General features: G+C 71.5%; 13 protein-coding genes. 7 read left to right on the top strand and 6 right to left on the bottom strand.

Going from position 1 to position 17,669, the window contains the following annotated elements:
• Nucleotides 1-238: 238 nt before the first annotated feature.
• The 3 genes from AERO9AM_RS14035 to AERO9AM_RS14025 all read left to right on the top strand — a co-directional run bounded on the left by AERO9AM_RS14035 (nt 239) and on the right by AERO9AM_RS14025 (nt 4,881).
• Nucleotides 239-2,146, top strand: coding sequence for an ABC transporter ATP-binding protein (locus tag AERO9AM_RS14035; protein ID WP_159576699.1), 1,908 nt, complete (start codon nt 239-241; stop codon nt 2,144-2,146).
• Nucleotides 2,143-3,951 (top strand): ABC transporter ATP-binding protein, encoded by a 1,809-nt coding sequence (locus AERO9AM_RS14030; protein WP_159576698.1) that lies wholly within the window; start codon nt 2,143-2,145, stop codon nt 3,949-3,951. The genes AERO9AM_RS14035 and AERO9AM_RS14030 overlap by 4 nt, the downstream gene beginning before the upstream one ends.
• Before the next feature lie 87 nt (nt 3,952-4,038).
• A complete protein-coding gene (locus tag AERO9AM_RS14025) occupies nt 4,039-4,881 on the top strand; it encodes a hypothetical protein (protein WP_159576697.1) in 843 nt (280 codons plus the stop codon).
• Nucleotides 4,882-5,049: 168 nt separating this feature from the next.
• Here the strand turns inward: AERO9AM_RS14025 and AERO9AM_RS14020 are convergent, their stop codons facing one another.
• A complete protein-coding gene (locus AERO9AM_RS14020) occupies nt 5,050-5,502 on the bottom strand; it encodes a GNAT family N-acetyltransferase (protein WP_159576696.1) in 453 nt (150 codons plus the stop codon).
• A gap of 210 nt (nt 5,503-5,712) precedes the next feature.
• Here AERO9AM_RS14020 and AERO9AM_RS14015 point away from each other — a divergent pair, with 210 nt between their 5' ends.
• Nucleotides 5,713-7,932: an NADP-dependent isocitrate dehydrogenase gene (locus AERO9AM_RS14015; RefSeq protein ID WP_159576695.1), complete on the top strand. Its 2,220-nt coding sequence runs from the start codon at nt 5,713-5,715 to the stop codon at nt 7,930-7,932.
• A 67-nt stretch (nt 7,933-7,999) separates the two neighbouring features.
• On the opposite strand, the gene AERO9AM_RS14010 is transcribed toward AERO9AM_RS14015, so the two are convergent.
• Nucleotides 8,000-9,484, bottom strand: a complete 1,485-nt coding sequence (locus AERO9AM_RS14010; RefSeq protein WP_159576694.1) for a L,D-transpeptidase — start codon at nt 9,482-9,484, stop codon at nt 8,000-8,002.
• A gap of 290 nt (nt 9,485-9,774) precedes the next feature.
• Between AERO9AM_RS14010 and AERO9AM_RS14005 the strand changes: the two genes are divergently transcribed.
• Genes AERO9AM_RS14005 through AERO9AM_RS13995 form a run of 3 tightly spaced genes read left to right on the top strand, consistent with a single transcriptional unit; the run spans nt 9,775 to nt 12,807 of the window.
• Nucleotides 9,775-10,926, top strand: a complete 1,152-nt coding sequence (locus tag AERO9AM_RS14005; RefSeq protein WP_236602627.1) for an ROK family transcriptional regulator — start codon at nt 9,775-9,777, stop codon at nt 10,924-10,926.
• Nucleotides 10,923-12,035 carry an ROK family protein gene (locus AERO9AM_RS14000; protein ID WP_328821160.1) on the top strand — a complete coding sequence of 371 codons (1,113 nt, stop codon included), beginning with the start codon at nt 10,923-10,925 and terminating at the stop codon, nt 12,033-12,035. Before AERO9AM_RS14005 ends, AERO9AM_RS14000 begins: the two co-directional genes overlap by 4 nt.
• Nucleotides 12,028-12,807 carry a glucosamine-6-phosphate deaminase gene (locus tag AERO9AM_RS13995; protein ID WP_159576693.1) on the top strand — a complete coding sequence of 260 codons (780 nt, stop codon included), beginning with the start codon at nt 12,028-12,030 and terminating at the stop codon, nt 12,805-12,807. The genes AERO9AM_RS14000 and AERO9AM_RS13995 overlap by 8 nt, the downstream gene beginning before the upstream one ends.
• Nucleotides 12,808-12,846: 39 nt before the next feature.
• On the opposite strand, the gene AERO9AM_RS13990 is transcribed toward AERO9AM_RS13995, so the two are convergent.
• Genes AERO9AM_RS13990 through AERO9AM_RS17595 form a run of 4 tightly spaced genes read right to left on the bottom strand, consistent with a single transcriptional unit; the run spans nt 12,847 to nt 17,216 of the window.
• Nucleotides 12,847-13,251: an NUDIX hydrolase gene (locus AERO9AM_RS13990; protein WP_159576692.1), complete on the bottom strand. Its 405-nt coding sequence runs from the start codon at nt 13,249-13,251 to the stop codon at nt 12,847-12,849.
• Nucleotides 13,244-14,671 (bottom strand): FAD-binding oxidoreductase, encoded by a 1,428-nt coding sequence (locus AERO9AM_RS13985; RefSeq protein ID WP_159576691.1) that lies wholly within the window; start codon nt 14,669-14,671, stop codon nt 13,244-13,246. The genes AERO9AM_RS13990 and AERO9AM_RS13985 overlap by 8 nt, the downstream gene beginning before the upstream one ends.
• Nucleotides 14,672-14,677: 6 nt before the next feature.
• Nucleotides 14,678-15,112 (bottom strand): YrdB family protein, encoded by a 435-nt coding sequence (locus AERO9AM_RS13980; RefSeq protein WP_236602626.1) that lies wholly within the window; start codon nt 15,110-15,112, stop codon nt 14,678-14,680.
• Nucleotides 15,113-15,170: 58 nt separating this feature from the next.
• Nucleotides 15,171-17,216, bottom strand: a complete 2,046-nt coding sequence (locus tag AERO9AM_RS17595) for a sigma-70 family RNA polymerase sigma factor (RefSeq protein ID WP_159576690.1) — start codon at nt 17,214-17,216, stop codon at nt 15,171-15,173.
• Nucleotides 17,217-17,669 lie beyond the last annotated feature (453 nt).

Genomic DNA, 17,669 nt, shown 5'->3' with positions numbered 1-17,669 from the left:
TCAACCGACCCGGCGGCCGTCGAACCGAGGAGGACACAATGCCCACGATCACCACTGCGTCGTCGATCAGCGCTGTCGCCGGTTCGCCCCTCGCGCCGGCCGAGGACTGAACCGCTCCGGTTCCTCCTCCGGCCCCGGTGCCGTCGAAAGACACCGGCCGCTCATCGCACGGATGCATCGCATCCGCTCCTTCTCGTCCCCTGCCATCCCCTGATGCGATACGTCACTGCTGAGAACCATGTCTGAAGAATCCTCGTCCTCCTCCGCCTCCACCTTGTCCACGCCCCGCGCGCTCGCGCGCCTCGCGCCGTTCGTCAAGCCGGTCGCCTGGCGCCTCGTCGGCGGCGGCGTCTCCGCGCTCGCTGCGGCCGTGATCGCCCTCTGCGTCCCCCTGCTGCTGCAGGTGGTGCTCGAGGGCCCCATCGCCACCGGCGAGATCGGCGCCATCATCTGGGGTGCGGTCGCCGTCACGGTGCTCGCCCTCGGCGAGGCGCTCATGGTGTGGCTGCGCCGGCAGTTCGTGCTCAACCCGGCCACCCAGGTCGAGTACCGCATGCGCACGCAGCTCTACTCGAACCTGCAGCGACTGCCGGTCGCCTTCCACGACCGCTGGCAGTCGGGTCAGCTGCTCAGCCGCATGATGCAGGACATCGGCCTGATCCGCCGCTGGCTGGCCTTCGGCCTCGTGCTGCTGGTGGTCAACCTGCTCACCATGCTCATCGGCGCGGTGCTGCTGTTCCGCTGGCACTGGCTGCTCGGCACGATCTTCCTGCTCACCGCGGTGCCGCTGTGGATCTCCGGCTTCCTGTTCGAGAAGCGCTACGGCGTGCTCACGCGCCGCAGCCAGGATCAGGCCGGCGACCTCGCGACGAGCGTCGAGGAGAGCGTGCACGGCATCCGCGTGCTCAAGGCGTTCGGCCGGGGCAAGCACGCCCTGGTGAAGTTCGCGCGCCAGGCGGAGTCCCTGCGCGAGACCGAGCTCAGCAAGGCCCGGTCGGTCGGGTGGATCTGGTTCTGGCTCGTGCTCATGCCGGAGATCGCGTTCGCGCTGAACCTGGTCGCCGGTATCTGGCTGATCGCGCAGGGCGCGCTGACGGCGCCCGAGCTGTTCGCGTACTTCGCGATGGCGACCGTGCTGCGCTGGCCGATCGAGTCGATCGGCTTCCTGTTCTCCTTCATGCTGGACGCGCGCACGGCCACCGACCGCGTGTTCGAGATCTACGACGAGCAGAACACGATCACGGATCCGGAGAAGCCGGTCACGATCACCGAGCCGCGCGGCGAGCTCGCGTTCGAGGGCGCGCGGTTCCGCTACCAGGACGCCCGCCCGCACGAGCGCGACCTGCTCGACGGCATCGACCTGGTCCTCCGCCCGGGCGAGACCATGGCGCTCGTCGGCGTCACCGGATCCGGCAAGACCACGCTCACGACCCTGCCCACGCGCCTGTACGACGTGACCGGCGGGCGCGTGACGCTCGACGGGGTCGACGTGCGCGATCTCAGCCTGGCCGAGCTGCGCACCCACATCGCCATGGCGTTCGAGGATGCGACCCTGTTCTCGGCCACCGTGCGCGAGAACGTGCTGCTGGGCCGGGCGGATCTCGACATCCACAGCCCCGAGGCCGAGCGGGTGCTCCGCGAGGCCCTCGAGGTCGCGCAGGCCGGATTCGTGGACACGCTCCCCGAGGGCGTCGAGACGATGATCGGCGAGGAGGGCCTGAGCCTGTCCGGCGGGCAGCGCCAGCGGCTGGCTCTGGCGCGCGCCGTCGCGGCGAAGCCGAAGGTGCTGGTGCTCGACGACCCGCTGTCGGCACTCGACGTCGACACCGAGGCCCTCGTCGAAGAGGCGCTGCGGCACGTGCTCGCCGAGACGACCGCGCTCATCGTGGCGCACCGGCCCTCGACCGTGGCGCTCGCGGACCGCGTGGCGCTGCTGCAGAACGGCAAGGTGACGGCGGTCGGCACGCACTCGGAGCTGCTGCGCACGAGCGCGCACTACCGCCACGTGATCTCGAGTCTCGAGGCGGAGGAGGCGGCGCGCACCGGGGCCATCCCGGTCGTCGCCGCGCCGGCCCCTGAGCAGGACGAAGGGACGCCATCCCCCACGGACGAGAACCGCATCGAAGCAGAGGAGGTGCAGGCATGAGTGTCGTCGGAACACAGGACGAGGACCGCTCCGATCTGACGCGCGAGGAGAGCAGGGCGATCCGTCGCCGTTCGCTGCGGCTGTTCGGGTCGCTGATCGCGCCGCTCAAGGTGCAGATCACCTTCACCGCGCTGGTGCTGGTGATCTCGACGGCCGCGCAGGTGGCGGGCCCGGCGCTCGTCGCCTACGGCCTGAACACCGCCCTTCCTGCCGTGCTGAAGCACGCGGACTGGATCCCGACCGTCGCGGTCGGCGTCGTGTACCTCGTCGTCGGCACGCTCGGATCCGCGCTCATCGGCTGGTACGCGGTGCTCACCGCGCGCATCACGCAGGCGGTGCTGCTGGACCTGCGCAAGCGGATGTTCCTGCACACGCAGCGGCTCAGCCTCGAGTTCCACGAGAGCTACACGTCGGGGCGGATCATCTCCCGGCAGACGAGCGACCTCGACTCGATCCGCGAGCTCCTCGACGGCGGGCTCAACCAGCTCGTCTCGGGTCTGCTCTACGGGGTGTTCACGTTCATCGCGCTGGTGCTCGTGGACTGGCAGTCGGGTGTGGTGCTCGTGCTCGCCGGGATCCCACTGGTGTACCTGATGCGCTGGTTCTACCAGCGCTCGCAGCTCGTGTACCGCGAGTCGCGGGTGATCAGCGCGAAGGTGATCGTGCAGTTCGTCGAGACCATGACCGGGATCCGCGCCGTCAAGGCGTTCCGCAAGGAGCCCCGCAACGACGTCTCCTTCCAGGAGGTCGCCGGCGACTACCGCGACGTGAACCGGCGCTCGATGCTGCTGTTCGGCACGTTCGAACCCGGCCTCATGGCGGTCGCCGCGCTCACCCTGGGCGTGGTCGTGGTCTGGGGCGGCGTCCGCATGGCGGAGGGCCAGATCCAGGTCGGCATCCTGCTCGCCGCCGTCCTGTACGTGCGCAACTTCTTCGCACCCATGCAGGAGATCGCGATGTTCCTGAACTCGTTCCAGTCCGCCACGGCGGCGCTGGAGAAGGTCTCCGGCGTGCTGGAGGAGGTGCCCACGGTTCCGGATCCGGCCGCACCGGTCGATCTGTGGGAGGCCAAGGGACACGTGCGCTTCGACGGGGTCCGGTTCGGCTACGCGGCTGATCGGGTGATCCTGCCCGACTTCACGCTGGACATCCCGGCGGGGCAGACGATCGCGCTCGTGGGGACCACGGGGGCCGGGAAGTCCACCCTGGCCAAGCTGGTGTCGCGCTTCTACGACCCCACCGCCGGTTCCGTGACGCTGGACGGCGTGGATCTGCGCGATCTGCACCCGAAGGATCTGCGTCGCGCGATCGTCATGGTCACGCAGGAGGCGTACCTGTTCAGCGGCACGGTGGCCGACAACATCGCGCTCGGCAAGCCCGACGCGACGATGGACGAGGTCCGCGCGGCGGCGCGTGCGGTGGGCGCGGACGCGTTCATCGAGTCGCTCCCCGACGGATACGAGACCGATGTGAACAAGCGCGGCGGCCGCGTCTCGGCGGGGCAGCGGCAGCTGATCTCGTTCGCGCGCGCCTTCCTGGCGGACCCCGCCGTGCTGATCCTCGACGAGGCGACCGCCTCGCTGGACATCCCGTCGGAGCGGCTGATCCAGGACGCGCTGCAGACGCTGCTCGCCGACCGCACCGCGATCATCATCGCGCATCGCCTCTCCACGGTGGCGATCGCCGACCGGGTGCTGGTGATGGAGCACGGCCGCATCATCGAGGACGACGCCCCCGCCGCGCTCATCGCCGGCACCGGCAAGTTCGCGCAGCTGCATGCCGCCTGGCAGCAGACCCTCGTCTGACGAGGAGGGCCGGACTCGTTCCCCCGGACCGGGGGTGCGGCGTGATGGGGGAGCGAGGGGCATGAGGTCGATCGGTAGGCTCGAGGAGTGGATCCGTTCTGGGCCGCGGCCGCGGAGTTCTGGTGGGTCGCGCCGGTCGTCGCCGGCGGGGCGGTCGTGAGCGTGTCCGGCGTGCGGCGCAGGCTCTCATCGGGCGGGCGACGTCTCGGATACGACGCGGCGCGGCTCGATCTGCAGAACGCCCTGCGCCAGGCGAACGAGGCGCGGGTCGCCGTCCGCGTCGCCCGGGCCGACCTCGCCGGGCTGCTGGCGGGCAGGGCGGCGGGAGCGACCGGCGCCGCGGCGGTCGCCGAAGCCCGCCGCAGGGCCCGCGAGGCCGAGCAGGCGTCGAGGGCGGCCGCGGCCGCGGTGCGCGCCCGCCGCGCCCGCCTCGAGGCCGCGCGTGCCGAGCTGGCACTCGGGGCGGACCCGCAGCGTCGACCGCTGCCGCGCACGATGGCCGCCCACGACGCCGTGCTCACCCGATGGATGGCGTACGAGACCGACCCCGGTCTGCTGCTCGCGTACCCGGCGATGGGCGACGCGCGGGATCCCTCGACCAGCGCGTTCCTGACGGCGATGGCGGAGGCCCGCGACGCCCGGCCGGCCTCGACCTCGCGGATCAGCCCTGCGGAGTTCGGCGTCTACCGTGACGCGGTGGAGCGGCTGCAGCGAGCGTTCGAGGTCGCCGAGGCGGACGCGCGGGCGCGAGCCGAGGGGCGGGACCCGGTGCGTGAGCGCGAGCGGGCGGCACGGGCCGGCGGATGGCAGGACGCCGCTCAGCAGGCGATCGCCCTGTCGGCCGACGCCCTGGACCGGGCGACGGACGCGGCGGTGTCGTGGGTGGCGGCCTGGAACTCCCGCGACCGGGGCCCGAAGCGCCGAGGGTGAGGGCGGGCGGCGGAGGACCGTCGACAGTCGGCTGCCGGGGCGGTGCCGATGTGCGGGCGACACCGGGTGATGCGCGACGATACTGAAGACGACGGGGCTTCGATGGGGGAGGGGATTCGAAACCCCGCCGCCGATCTCAGCGTACTGTGCAACCCGCCTCAGCAGGTGTCAGAAACGGATCTCCGCGATCACTTCGCCGTATTCGGTCTCGCCGACCGGAGTGAAGCCCACGCGCTGGAAGAAGGCCTCGGGACCTTCATCTCCGGCCTCGTAGATCACGTTCACATGCTCGAAGCCGCGCTTGCGCGCCTCCTCGACCAGGCTCTCGACGGCGAAGCGGCCGATGCCGCGTCCCTGATCGTCCGCGTCGACGTTGATGCGCCACAGCACGGAGCGGAAATGCTCCTCGAGGGCATCGTGGTCGAAGTTGGCGCTGACGAAGCCGACGACCTCGTCGCCGTCCAGCACGACGCGCTGCCAGCTTGTCTGCGGGTTCATGACGGTCGCGGCGATCCCGTAGGACACCGGCGCGAGGTACTGCTCCTGCCCGGGCTTGAGGGAGAGGTTGTTGACGGCGACGATCGTCGCCGCGGACAGTTCGACCAGTCGCAGTTCCGTCATGGACCAAGGCTAAACCACGGACGGCCCGCGCGCGGGGTGTCGTCGAAACGTGGGCAGAAGTTCACCTGCGGTGATCGAGGGTCCGCAGGATCCACGCGCGAGAGCCGCGGCAGGTATCTTGGTCTCGAGACAAATCCTGTGCGTTTCCCCGCGTGATCATCGGCGCGGGGCCGCTGTCTGAAACCCTTCCTGCGTGAAACGGAGACCCCGGTGACCGACGACGCCATCATCTACACCTACACGGACGAGGCGCCGGCGCTGGCCACGGCGTCGCTGCTGCCGATCGTCCAGGCCTTCGCCCACCAGGCGGGCGTCGACATCGAGACCCGCGACATCTCGCTCGCCGGTCGCATCCTGGCCGCGTTCCCCGAGCGCCTGAGCGCCGGTCAGGCCGTGGGCGATGCGCTCGCCGAGCTCGGCGGTCTCGCGACCACGCCCGAGGCGAACATCATCAAGCTGCCGAACATCTCTGCGTCCATCCCGCAGCTGAAGGCGGCCATCGCCGAGCTGCAGCAGAAGGGCTTCGACGTCCCCGACTACCCGGACGACGCGACCACGGTCGAGGAGAAGGACATCCGCGCCCGGTACGACCGCATCAAAGGCTCTGCCGTGAACCCCGTGCTGCGCGAGGGCAACAGCGACCGCCGCGCCCCGCTCGCCGTGAAGAACTACGCGAAGAAGCACCCGCACCGCAACAAGGCGTTCGGCGAGGGATCCAAGACGCACGTCGCGACCCTCGGCCACGACGACTTCAAGGCGAACGAGAAGAGCTGGGTCTCGCCCGCAGACGACGTGCTGACGATCCAGCACGTGTCTGCGGACGGACAGGTCGCCGTGCTCAAGGAGAACCTCAAGGTGCTCCCCGGCGAGATCGTCGACGCGACGTTCCTGAACGCCGCGGCGCTCGACGCGTTCCTCGCCGAGACGCTCGCCGAGGCGAAGGCGGAGGACGTGCTGTACTCCGTGCACCTCAAGGCGACGATGATGAAGGTCTCCGACCCGATCATCTTCGGTCACGTCGTGCGCGCCTACTTCAAGGACGTCTTCGACCAGTACGGCGAGCAGCTCGCCGCCGCGGGCCTCACCGCGAACGACGGGCTCGGATCCATCCTGGCGGGCCTTTCCGGTCTCGAAGGCGGCGAGGAGATCGCCGAGGCCTTCACCCGCGCGATCGAGAACGGACCGCGCCTGAGCTACGTGAACTCCGACAAGGGGATCACCAATCTGCACGTGCCCAGCGACGTCATCGTCGACGCGTCGATGCCCGCGCTGATCCGCAACGGCGGCAAGCTCTGGGGCAAGGACGGCGGCGAGGACGACACCCTCGCGGTCATCCCGGACTCGTCGTACGCCGGCGTGTACCAGGCGACCATCGAAGACGTGATCGCGAACGGTCCGCTCGACCCGGCCACGATCGGCACCGTCCCCAACGTCGGGCTCATGGCGCAGGCCGCCGAGGAGTACGGCAGCCACGACAAGACGTTCGAGATCACCGCGGACGGCACCGTCCAGGTCGTGACGTCGTCCGGCGAGGTCGTGCTCGAGCACCAGGTGCACAAGGGCGACATCTGGCGTGCCACGCAGACGAAGGACGTCCCGGTGCGCGACTGGGTCAAGCTCGCCGTGAGCCGTGCGCGCGCCACGGGCGCTCCCGCCGTGTTCTGGCTGAACCCCGCCCGCTCGCACGACGCCGCGCTCATCGCGAAGGTGACCGAGTATCTCAAGGACTACGACACGACGGGTCTCACGATCGAGATCCTCACCCCCGAGGAGGCGACGCGCTACTCGCTCGCCCGGATGCGCAAGGGCGAGGACACCATCTCGGTCACGGGCAACGTGCTGCGCGACTACCTCACCGACCTCTTCCCGATCCTCGAGGTCGGCACCAGCGCGAAGATGCTGAGCATCGTCCCGCTGCTCGCCGGCGGCGGACTGTTCGAGACCGGCGCGGGCGGATCCGCGCCCAAGCACGTGCAGCAGCTCGTCGAGGAGAACTACCTGCGCTGGGACTCGTTGGGCGAGTTCTTCGCCCTCGCCGCGTCGCTCGAGCACTACGCCGACCGCACCGGCAACGCCAAGGCGGCGGTCCTCGCGAAGACGCTCGATACCGCGACCGGCACGTTCCTCGAGAACGACCGCTCGCCGGGCCGTGCCCTGGGCACGATCGACAACCGCGGCAGCCACTTCTACCTGGCGCTGTACTGGGCGCAGGAGCTGGCGAAGCAGACGGAGGACGCCGAGCTCGCCGCCGCCTTCGCGCCGGTGGCGGCGGCGCTCGCGGCGGACGAGGAGCGCATCGTCTCGGAGCTGCTCGCGGTGCAGGGCAAGCCCGCGGAGATCGGTGGCTACTACCGTCCGGACGGGGCGCTCGTGGCCAAGGTCATGCGGCCTTCCGCCACGCTCAACGCGGTCATCGACGGCCTGGTCTGACCGGGACGACGAAGGGGGCGGGTGCCGCGGCACCCGCCCCCTTCGTCATGACCGGATCGGATCCGGATCAGTAGTGCACGTTCACCTCGGTGCCCTGCGGGCTCCAGTCGAACAGCCACTCCGCGCGCCACTCCGGCATGCCGACGCAGCCGTGGCTCATCGGGCTGCCCCAGTTGTCGTGCCAGTAGACGCCGTGCAGGGCCTCGTCGCCGTTGAAGTACATGATCCACTTCACGTCCGGCTGGTAGTAGTACGGCGCCTTCGTGAGGTCGGTGTTGCCCATGTTCTGGGTCTCGAGCTTCCAATTCACGGTGAACGACCCCGTGTGCGTCGCGAAGTCGCCACGGCCCGAGGAGATCAGCCAGGAGTCGACGACGTTGCCGTTCTCCGTGACGGTCAGCGTCTCTGTGCTGAGGTTGACGTCGATCTTGCGCAGCAGGGTGGTGGAGCTGAACGGGGTGTCCTTGACCGGGAGCGCGAAGCTGCCGTTCCCTTCGGCGAGCTGCGACGCGAACGCGGCGGCGGCACCCGAGACGTCGCCCAGCTGGCGTCCGGTGACGCCGGGGGTGAGGTCGTCGAGCACCTCGCCCGAGGAGTCGACGATGCTGGTCGCGTTGACGGGAGCGCGGTTGACGAGCCCGGGAAGTGCGTCGACGGACTTCTGGATCGCCGCCTGGTCGGCGTGGATCGTGAGCTTGCCGTCCTCGGGGACGACCTTGAGCCACTTCGAGGCGGTCGCCGCGTCGATCGGGACGGTGCGCTCGTTGCCGACATAGAAGCCGATGGTGGACAGCAGCGTGTTGAGCTTGCCGGCCGTCGCGGCGGCGTCTTCGTCGCTGATCGCCGGGGCGGTGGTCGCCGGCTCCGCGGCGAACGAGACCGAGTTCCTGCCCTTCTCGGCCGCGCCGGTGATCGCGGCGGCGAGCGCCTTCAGATCGATCCCCGAGCCGTTCTTGGCGGGAGTGGTGACATAGCCGGTGCCGTTGAACGTCACGCCGGCGTCGGCGGCGTCCTGATAGACCGTCGGCACCTGCGCGCGCAGCGCGTGATCGGCGGCGCGGTCGTCGAGGGTGACCGGCGCGGTGATCGGTGCGCCCATCCAGCTGGTGAGGTTCCACATCGGACGCTCGGCGAACGCCTTGTCGGCGAGTTTGGTCGCGTCGATGCGCGCGCCGAGGTCGGATCCGGTGACGTGCTTGCCGTCGCCTTCGCCGGTGAGCGTGACGTGCATGCTGTTGAGGTGATTGCTCACGGCCTCGGCCGCGGCTCCCGGGGTCATCCCGCCGACCTGCACGCCGGCGATGGCGGTGCCCGGGGCGATCAGGATCGTGGAGGCGGCGCCGAGCGCCAGCGCGAGCGCGCCGAGGCCGATGCCGACCCAGCGCCCGATGTGGCGCTTCTTCCTCGGCGGCTCGTCGGTCGGAGCCCACTCGACAGGGCGGTCGCCCGTGCCGTCATCGCCCACGGTCTCCGCGACCGTGTTCGCGTCCGTGCCGTCGACGATGGCGTTCTCCTCGGTCGGAGCCCCCGCTGCCGTTGCCAGATCCGTCACGTGCACACCCCCCTTGCTTCAGCCCTGCTTCAGAACGTTGTCAGTCTTTCAAGGATAGGGGATGCCATATCACAAAACGGCAACGGAAGCACCTCGGGCGCTCGGGGTGGCGGATCGGCGGCCTCGGATCCGCGTTGGCGCGGCGCGGCGCGGGCGGAAGGCGGCGAAGCGCCCGGATCGGGTAACGTTTGCAGAGCCCCGACTCGCGGACCGCGTGAAAGGGCTTGATTTTCACCCCGTTCGTAAGGTCTACTAACAAACATGGTGTCAGGGATGAGCAGGGTCGTCCGGTGAGCACGGAGAACGGCGGCGCAAGCCCGCACCGGTTCGGCGCCGCGCGCAAGCTGCGCACGAGCACCAAGGTGCTCCCCGAGCACGCGCGCGGGCACAACCGCGCGCTCGTGCTGCAGACGCTCTACCACGCCGGTGCGATGAGCCGCGCCGACCTGTCCCGCGAGACCGGCCTCACCCGCGTCACGATCTCCGACCTCGTGGGAGAGTTCATCCACGACGGCATCGTCGTGGAGCGGGGGATCCGCGAGACGACCGGGCCGGGAAAGCCGCCCATCCTCATCGACATCGATCGCGAGGGGCACCGCATCGTCGGCCTCGACCTGTCCGGCACCGGCGTCTTCGAGGGGGCGCTGATGAGCCTCGACGGCGTCGTGCTCGAGCGCCGGGAGGTTCCACGGCCGGAGGGCGGGACCGCCGCCTATGAGGCGGTCCGCGCCCTCGCCGAGGAGCTGATCGGGCTGTCCACTGTTCCCGTGCTCGGCGTCGGCGTCGGCGCGCCGGGCATCGTCCGCCCCGACGGCATGGTGCTCAACTCGCCGAATCTGGGGTGGAGCGACTTCCCCCTCGAGCGCCTGCTGAGCGCCGCGCTCGACCTGCCGGTGCTCGTGCGCAACGACGCGAATGCCGCGGTGCTGGCCGAGTACACGTTCGGCCAGGGCCGCCCCGACATGCTGCTGATCAAGATCGGTCGGGGCGTCGGGGCGGGCCTCATCTCGGACAGCCAGCCGCTCGTCGGAAGCCGTTTCGCGGCGGGCGAGATCGGTCACGTCGTCGTCGGAACCGACGGCGGTCCGCGGTGCGCGTGCGGCAAGGACGGCTGCCTGGAGGCGTGGCTGAACGCGGCCGGCCTGCGCGCCCGCATCGCCGAGGACCCCGCGTCCGAGGAGGACCTGCTGCGCGAGTCAGGCGTCCGGCTGGGCGTGGCCATCGCCCCGATCGTCGCCGCCCTCGACCTCTCCGAGATCGTGCTCTCCGGCCCGGCCGACCTGCTCGCGGGCACCCTCATCGACGCCGCCCGCCGCACGCTGACCGCCCGCACGCTGGAGGGCGTCTTCGACGATCTCGTGATCCGTCTCACTGCGCAGGACGACATCGTGCTGCGCGGAACCGCCGTCATGGTCCTTTCGGGGCAGTTGGGAGTCTCATGAGCGCGATCAGGGTCGGCCTCGACGTCGGCGGGACGAAGATCGAGGCGCTGGCGCTCAGCGAGGACGACACAATCCTGGGCCGCACGCGGATCCCCACGGGATGGGGCGATGACGCCGTCATCGCGGCGGCGCTCGCCGCGATCGATGCGCTCGCCGAGGAGGCGGGCTTCGCCGTCGCGGACGTGATCTCCATCGGGATCGGCATCCCCGGTCTCGTCGACGCCGCGAACGGCCGGGTGCTCCATGCGGTGAACCTCGGGGTGGAGGAGCTCGACCTCGCCGCCGCGATCCGCGCGCGCATCCCGGTGCCGGTCGCCGTCGAGAACGACGTGAAGGCCGCGGCCGTGGGAGCGGGCTCCCTCCGCGGCGACGCGCACTCCATGGCCTATCTGAACCTCGGCACCGGGGTCGCCGCGGGCATCCTGATCGAGGGCTCGCTCTGGCGCGGGGCGCGCGGCACCGCCGGCGAGGTCGGGCACCTGTCGGTGGATCCTGCCGGACGGGTGTGCGGCTGCGGGCAGCGCGGCTGCATCGAGACCTTCTGCGGCGGCGGCGCCGTGATGAAGGCCTGGGGGCGCGGCGGGGAGCTGCCCATCCGCGACATCTTCGACCTGGCCGAGACCGGGGATCCGCTCGCGGCGGAGCTGCGCGAGGGCATCGCGTTCGGTGCGGCCTCGGCCGTCCGCGCTCTCGTGCTCAGCGCCGACGTGGAGACCGTCGTGATCGGCGGCGGCGTCACAGCACTCGGCGACCGCCTGCTCGGCGACCTCGTCGGGCGCCTGCGCCGCGAGAACGCGGCGTCGCCGTTCATCGCGTCGCTGCGCCTGGACGAGCGGATCGAGCTCCTGCCTGCGGGGTCGCCGGCCGCCTCGCTGGGCGCCGCGCTGGTGGGCGCCGCGCTGCTGCACGGCGAGGAACCGCACACGGGGCGGGTCGTCGTGGCGTCCGACGGGGCGCAGGGCAATTCCGCGGAGCCCTCCACCGTCGAACCCGCAACCGCCGAACCCGCCACCGCCGCGCCCGCGACCGCCGTGCCCGCGACCGCCGAACCCGCGACCGCCAAACCCGCAACGCCCCTGATCGAATCAGAAGGAGCCCTTCATGGCTGAAGTCGTCATCGTCGAGGATCCGGCCGCCGCCGGCGCCCTGGTCGCCGCGGAGATCGGGCGGCTCATCGCCCGTCGCTCCGACGCCGTGCTGGGCCTTGCGACCGGATCCACGCCGCTGCCGGTCTACTCCGCCCTGCGCACGCAGCTCGAGGGCGTCGACGTGTCGCGGGTGCGCGGCTTCGCGCTGGACGAGTACGTCGGCATCGACCCGGGGCACCCGGAGAGCTACCGCTCCGTGATCACTCGCGAGGTCGTCGAGCCTCTGGGCCTGACCCCGTCACTGGTGCACGTGCCGGACGGGTCGCTGGACGGCATCGAGCACGCGGGCGCCGAGTACGACGCGAAGATCCGCGCCGCGGGCGGGGTCGACCTGCAGCTGCTCGGCATCGGCACCGACGGCCACATCGGCTTCAACGAGCCGGGCAGCTCGTTCTCCTCGCGCACGCGCGTGAAGACCCTCACCGAGCAGACCCGCAAGGACAACGCCCGGTTCTTCGACTCCCTCGACCAGGTGCCGATGCACTGCATCACGCAGGGCCTCGGCACGATCCTGGAGGCGCGGCATCTGGTGCTGCTCGCCTACGGCGAGGGCAAGGCGCAGGCGGTCGCCGACGCCGTCGAGGGCCCGCTCTCTGCCTTCGTCCCCGGCTCCGCGATCCAGCTGCACCCGCACACCACAGTGGTCGTCGACGAAGCCGCCGCATCGCGGCTCAAGCTCGCCGACTACTACCGTTACACGTTCGCCAACAAGCCGGCCTGGCAGGGGATCTGACCGGATCCGACTCCCCAGCGCTCAGGCCCGGCGCAGCGCTCAGCGCGGGGTCGGCCAGGCCAGCGGGAGCAGGTGCTCCACGCTGAGCGGCGCCAGCGGCAGCGTGTCCGCATCGGCGGGCGTGATCCAGCGCAGTTCGGCGAGTTCGGCCTGCACCTGCACGTCCGCGGCCTCGGCCGTCGTGGCGAACGCGGTCGCGACGACCCGGTGTCCCGGCTCGTTGGCGGCGGCGGAGACGAACACGCCGAGAGGGCGCAGGTCGTGCTCCGCGATGCGCAGGCCGAGCTCCTCGTGCAGCTCCCGTGCGAGCGTCTGAGCGGCGGTCTCTCCGGGCTCGGGCTTCCCGCCCGGCTGCATGAAGCGCTCGGTGCCGTGCTTGCGCACGACGAGCACGCGCCCCGCACTGTCGGTGATGATCGCGGCGGAGACGTGGATGTCAGGCATGGGGCTCCTCGGCGGGGTGCGGGTCGGCGTCGTGCGGATCGGACGGGGCGGACGGACGCTGTGCGAAGACCCGACCCGGTGCGAGGATGCCGCGGGGATCGAAGACCCGGACGATCTCGCGCTGCAGCGTCCACTGATCCTCGCCGAGCTCGTCGGCGAGCCAGCGGCTCTTGAGGGTGCCGATGCCGTGCTCACCGGTGAGCGTGCCGCCCAGGCACAGGGCGGCACGGAACAGCTCATCCGCCGCCTGCCAGATCCGCTCCGGGATCTCCGCGGTCTGCACGATGAAGTTCGGGTGCAGATTGCCGTCGCCGGCGTGCGCGACGGTCGGGATCTCGATGCCGTACGCCCGCTCGATGCGGGCGATCTCGTCGAACATCGCAGGCAGGGCGCTGCGCGGCACGGACACGTCCTCGATGAGCGTGGTGCCCAGGCGCGCCATCGCCGCGTGCATCGACCGGCGGATCCGCAGCAGCTCCTCGCCCTCGGCGGGGTCGTCGGTCACCGCGACGGCGCCACCCGCCTGCCGCAGCACGGCGGCGATCTGCTCGGCCTCGACGGCGGCGGACAGGCCGTCCGTCTGGATCGTCAGCTGGGCGATGCCCTCGGCCGGGGGATCCAGCTCGAGCAGGGCGTGAACGGCGGCGAGGCAGCGCGCATCCATGAGCTCCATGATCGCCGGCTGCGCGCCGGAGGCGGTGACGGCCGCGGAACCACGGGCGGCGTCGCGGACGGTGGGGAACGTCGCCACGATCGTGCACGGTGTGCCGGGTTCGATCCGGCGCAGCTTGAGGGTGGCGCCGACGATCACGCCGAGCCGCCCCTCGGATCCGATCACGAGGGAGGTGAGGTCGAGGCCCGTCACCCCCTTGACACTGCGGTGCCCGAGATGCAGCAGCCTCCCGTCGGCGAGCACGAGGTCGACCGCAAGCACGGCGTCCCGGACCACGCCGTACTTCGCGCAGAGCAGGCCGCCCGCGCCGGTCGCGATGTTGCCGCCGACCGTGGAGATGTCGCGGCTCGCGGGGTCCGGCGGCCACCACAGCCCGTACGGGGCGAGCACCTCGTCGAGCTCGGCATTGAGGATCCCGGGCTCCACGACCGCGAGCAGGTCGTCGGGACGAACCTCGAGCACCCGCCGCATGCGCAGGGTGGAGAGCACGATCTCCCCGGCGCCTGCGATCGAGGCGCCCGCGAGCCCCGTTCCGGCTCCCCGCACGACGACCGGCGTCGCGGTCTCGTGTGCGATGCGCAGGGCGGCCTGCACATCGGCGACCGACTCCGCGTGCACCACGGCGAGCGGGGGCTCCGCAGCGCCGTGGCCGGAGCGATCGGCCCGGGCGGCGTCCAGCGTCGCGGCGGCGGTGTCGACGCGGTCGCCCAGCGCGGCGCGCAGCTGGTCCAGCACGGGGGTGCCCACGGGGCCTCAGGACAGAGCGCGCCGGCCGGCCATGAGCCCCGTCGCGACGGCGACGACGGCGAAACCGAGGCCGATCCAGGCCTGCCCCATCGTCCACCAGGCGACGGTCACGCCGGCGTACACCACGAGCTCGACGGCGGCGCGCAGGAACGGGTGCACCACGAGCACGGGGCGCGGGGAGAGGAAGAGCGCCCAGAGCAGCAGCGTGATCACGGGTGCGCCGATCGCGGCGACGAGATTCCACGGCAGGGTCCACACGACGAGGCCCCACAGCGCGAGCGACGCCAGCGCGGCGATCAGCACCACCACGCGCACGATGTCCAGCGCGGTGGCACGGGGCAGCAGGCCCTGCGGCTCGGCGGGTCGTGCGGGCGTCTCCCGAGGGTCGGAGAGGGACGCGGTCGCCCGGGGAGTCTCGGCAGCAGGCATGTCGGCGGGCATGAAGACGATTCTACGCGCCGCGCATCGGCCCCCTCCCGGGAGAGGGGGCGTTCGCGGCTCAGTGCGTCGGGAGGGGCGGCGTGACGGCGGCGGGCGCCACCGGATCGACCGAGAGGGGCGCGGACGGCGCGGCCGCGGGATCCGCCGGTGCCGGAGCCGGATCGGCCGGCGTCGGCTCGGTCGTCGCCGGTGCCGACCCCGCAGGCTCGGTGGATGCCGGCGCCTCCGTAGGTGCGGGCACGTCGGCCGGTGCCGGCGCGTCCGTCGGCGCCGGGGTCTGCAGCGCGGGGTCCGGGTCCGTCACGGGCGCGTCGGCCGGCGGCGTCGTGGCGGGCTGGTCGGCGATCAGGCAGGTGTGCCAGTGCACGGGGCCGAGCGTTCCGAGATCGAAGACCGTCGAGCCTCCCACCAGGTCGCCGAGGACGTAGGCGATGGTCACCGTCGTGCCGCCGTTCACCTGTCCGAGCGTGGGCGCGAGCTCGAGCGTGCCGGTGCCTGCGTCGTTGAGAACCGCGGTCGCGTTGAGATTCGCGCCCGTGTCCGACGTGGCACGAACGGTGGCCCCGGGAACGCCGCTGACGGGGATGGTGACGCGGACGCCGTTGAAGAGGGAGAGCACACCGCACTCGAGGGTGGCCGTGCCGAGAACCGGTGCCGTGGCCGGCGGGGTGGACGGATCCGTGCCGGGGTCGGTGCCCGGGTCCGTGCCGGGATCGGTCCCCGGGTCCGTGCCGGGATCGGTGCCCGGGTCCGTGCCGGGGTCGGTGCCCGGATCGGTCGTGGGTGGCGGCTGCTCCGCGGGCGGCGGAGGAGCAACGGCCGGCGCGGTGTCGGCGGCCGGCGCCGGCGGCGCCGGGTTCACGATCGGCGCAGGCACGGCGGGCTTCGGTGCGTCGACGTGCGGCGCGGGGTCCGCCGGCGGGTCCGCCGGTGCCGGTGGCGCGGCGGGTGTCGTCTTCGGAGGCGACACCTGCGCGACGATGCCGGATTCGCCCTGGTCCGAGGCGGACGGCGCCGAGGTCGATGCGGGGTTCGCCGAGAGCCCGGGCACGACGGCCGCAGCCACGATCGCACCGGCGATCACCAGGGCCGCAGAGCCGGCGCCCACCAGCGCACCGAATCCGCCCACGGAGCCGCCGGACGAGCCGCCTGCGCCGCCGGAGGCCGATCCGGCAGCCGCTGCACCGTGTGCGACGCCCGCGCCCGCCGTGGCGCCACCGGCGGTGCCCGCGACGACCGCGCCCTCCACGACGCTCGAAGGCATCGCGGCGAGGGCGACGGCCGGGAGCGTGCCGCTCTGCAGCATGGCGAGATAGGCGCCCGAGCCGCTGACGCCGATGACGAGGGGCAGGAGCACGAAGGCGAGGCGGTGCGAGACCTCCTTGGCCTCCGCGGCGACGATCAGGCAGCGCGCGCACTCGGAGAGGTGAGCCTCCAGCTTCGCGCGATCACGGGATCCCAGGTTGCCGCGCGCGTACGCACCGAGACGGGCGATCGTCCATTCGCAGACCGAGCCGGGCTCGGCCGTGCTCAAGTGCGCCTGGATCCAGGCCTCGCGCAGACCCTCCCGGGCCCGGAAGGCGAGCTGCGCCGTCGCCCCGGGGGTCATGCCGAGCAGCGGCGCGATCTCGGCCGGCTTCATCTGCTCGATCTCGGAGTACCAGAGCACCTCCTGCCAGCGGGAGGGCAGGCTGCGGAACGCCTGTGCGGAGAGGCTGCGGTCGAGGGCGTCGTTCGTGGCCTGCTCGGTCGAGGACGGGTCGGCGACGGTGTCGAGCTCGTCGATCGGCGCTTCGCGACGTGCACGGCCCCAACCTGCGGCCGTGTTGCGGATGCTCGTGAACAGGTAGGCGCGGAAGGAGCCTGTCGGACCGCCGCCCTTCTGGATCGCCTGATAGATCCGCGCGTACGCCTCCTGCACCAGATCGTCGGCGTCGAACGCGCTCGTGATCGACCGTGCCACAGCGATTCCCGATGCATAGTGGCGGCGCCACAGCTGCGCGAAGGCGTCGGGGTCGCCGGAGCGCGTGCGCAGCACCAGATCGGCGTCGCTGCGCGCCGATGCCGCCGCGGCATCGTGCGATTGTTCGATGTGGTCGGTCATCTCTCGGTTCTCGGGTCGGAAATGGTCTCACAGGAGGAGACGCGGACCCAGGCTTTCCATCACGCGGACTATCCATTCTTCACCCTCGGGAGGCGAACGCGCCAGGGTGCGAACGAAATCGCCGCGACCTTCGGGAGGAGAGCGGCGCTGGACTCGGTTCCGGGATCCGTGACACAGGGTCTCAGAACTTTTCTGAAGAAATCTTGCGAAGTCGCGTAATGGATCCCCTCCGACCCCATCTCTCCTGTCAGAGACAGTCTGAGCGAGCCACCGGGGGGCGGCGAACACGGACTCCGGCGGATGGGGATCCGCCGGCGGGGTCGGCCCGGCGCCTCGGGGGAGGAGTTCCGGGCCGCCCCGCTCTGAACACGGGGGGATCCTGCGCAGTCGGGTTGCGAGGATCTGGGGAAAGGCCGAGGGCACGGAGGCCGCCGCTGGGGAGATGGCGGCCTC

It is taken from the genome of Microbacterium sp. 8M (assembly GCF_902506375.1).
Classification (GTDB): Bacteria; Actinomycetota; Actinomycetes; order Actinomycetales; family Microbacteriaceae; genus Microbacterium.
This window is presented reverse-complemented; position numbering and strand designations above follow the sequence as displayed.

Bases quoted from the DNA above. Each gene is read 5' to 3' on its own strand.
- AERO9AM_RS17595 (WP_159576690.1), bottom strand. From the start codon at position 17,216: ATGACCGACCACATCGAACAATCGCACGATGCCGCGGCGGCATCGGCG.
- AERO9AM_RS14035 (WP_159576699.1), top strand. From the start codon at position 239: ATGTCTGAAGAATCCTCGTCCTCCTCCGCCTCCACCTTGTCCACGCCC.
- AERO9AM_RS14000 (WP_328821160.1), top strand. From the start codon at position 10,923: ATGAGCGCGATCAGGGTCGGCCTCGACGTCGGCGGGACGAAGATCGAG.
- AERO9AM_RS13980 (WP_236602626.1), bottom strand. From the start codon at position 15,112: ATGCCCGCCGACATGCCTGCTGCCGAGACTCCCCGGGCGACCGCGTCC.
- AERO9AM_RS13990 (WP_159576692.1), bottom strand. From the start codon at position 13,251: ATGCCTGACATCCACGTCTCCGCCGCGATCATCACCGACAGTGCGGGG.
- AERO9AM_RS14020 (WP_159576696.1), bottom strand. From the start codon at position 5,502: ATGACGGAACTGCGACTGGTCGAACTGTCCGCGGCGACGATCGTCGCC.
- AERO9AM_RS14030 (WP_159576698.1), top strand. From the start codon at position 2,143: ATGAGTGTCGTCGGAACACAGGACGAGGACCGCTCCGATCTGACGCGC.
- AERO9AM_RS13995 (WP_159576693.1), top strand. From the start codon at position 12,028: ATGGCTGAAGTCGTCATCGTCGAGGATCCGGCCGCCGCCGGCGCCCTG.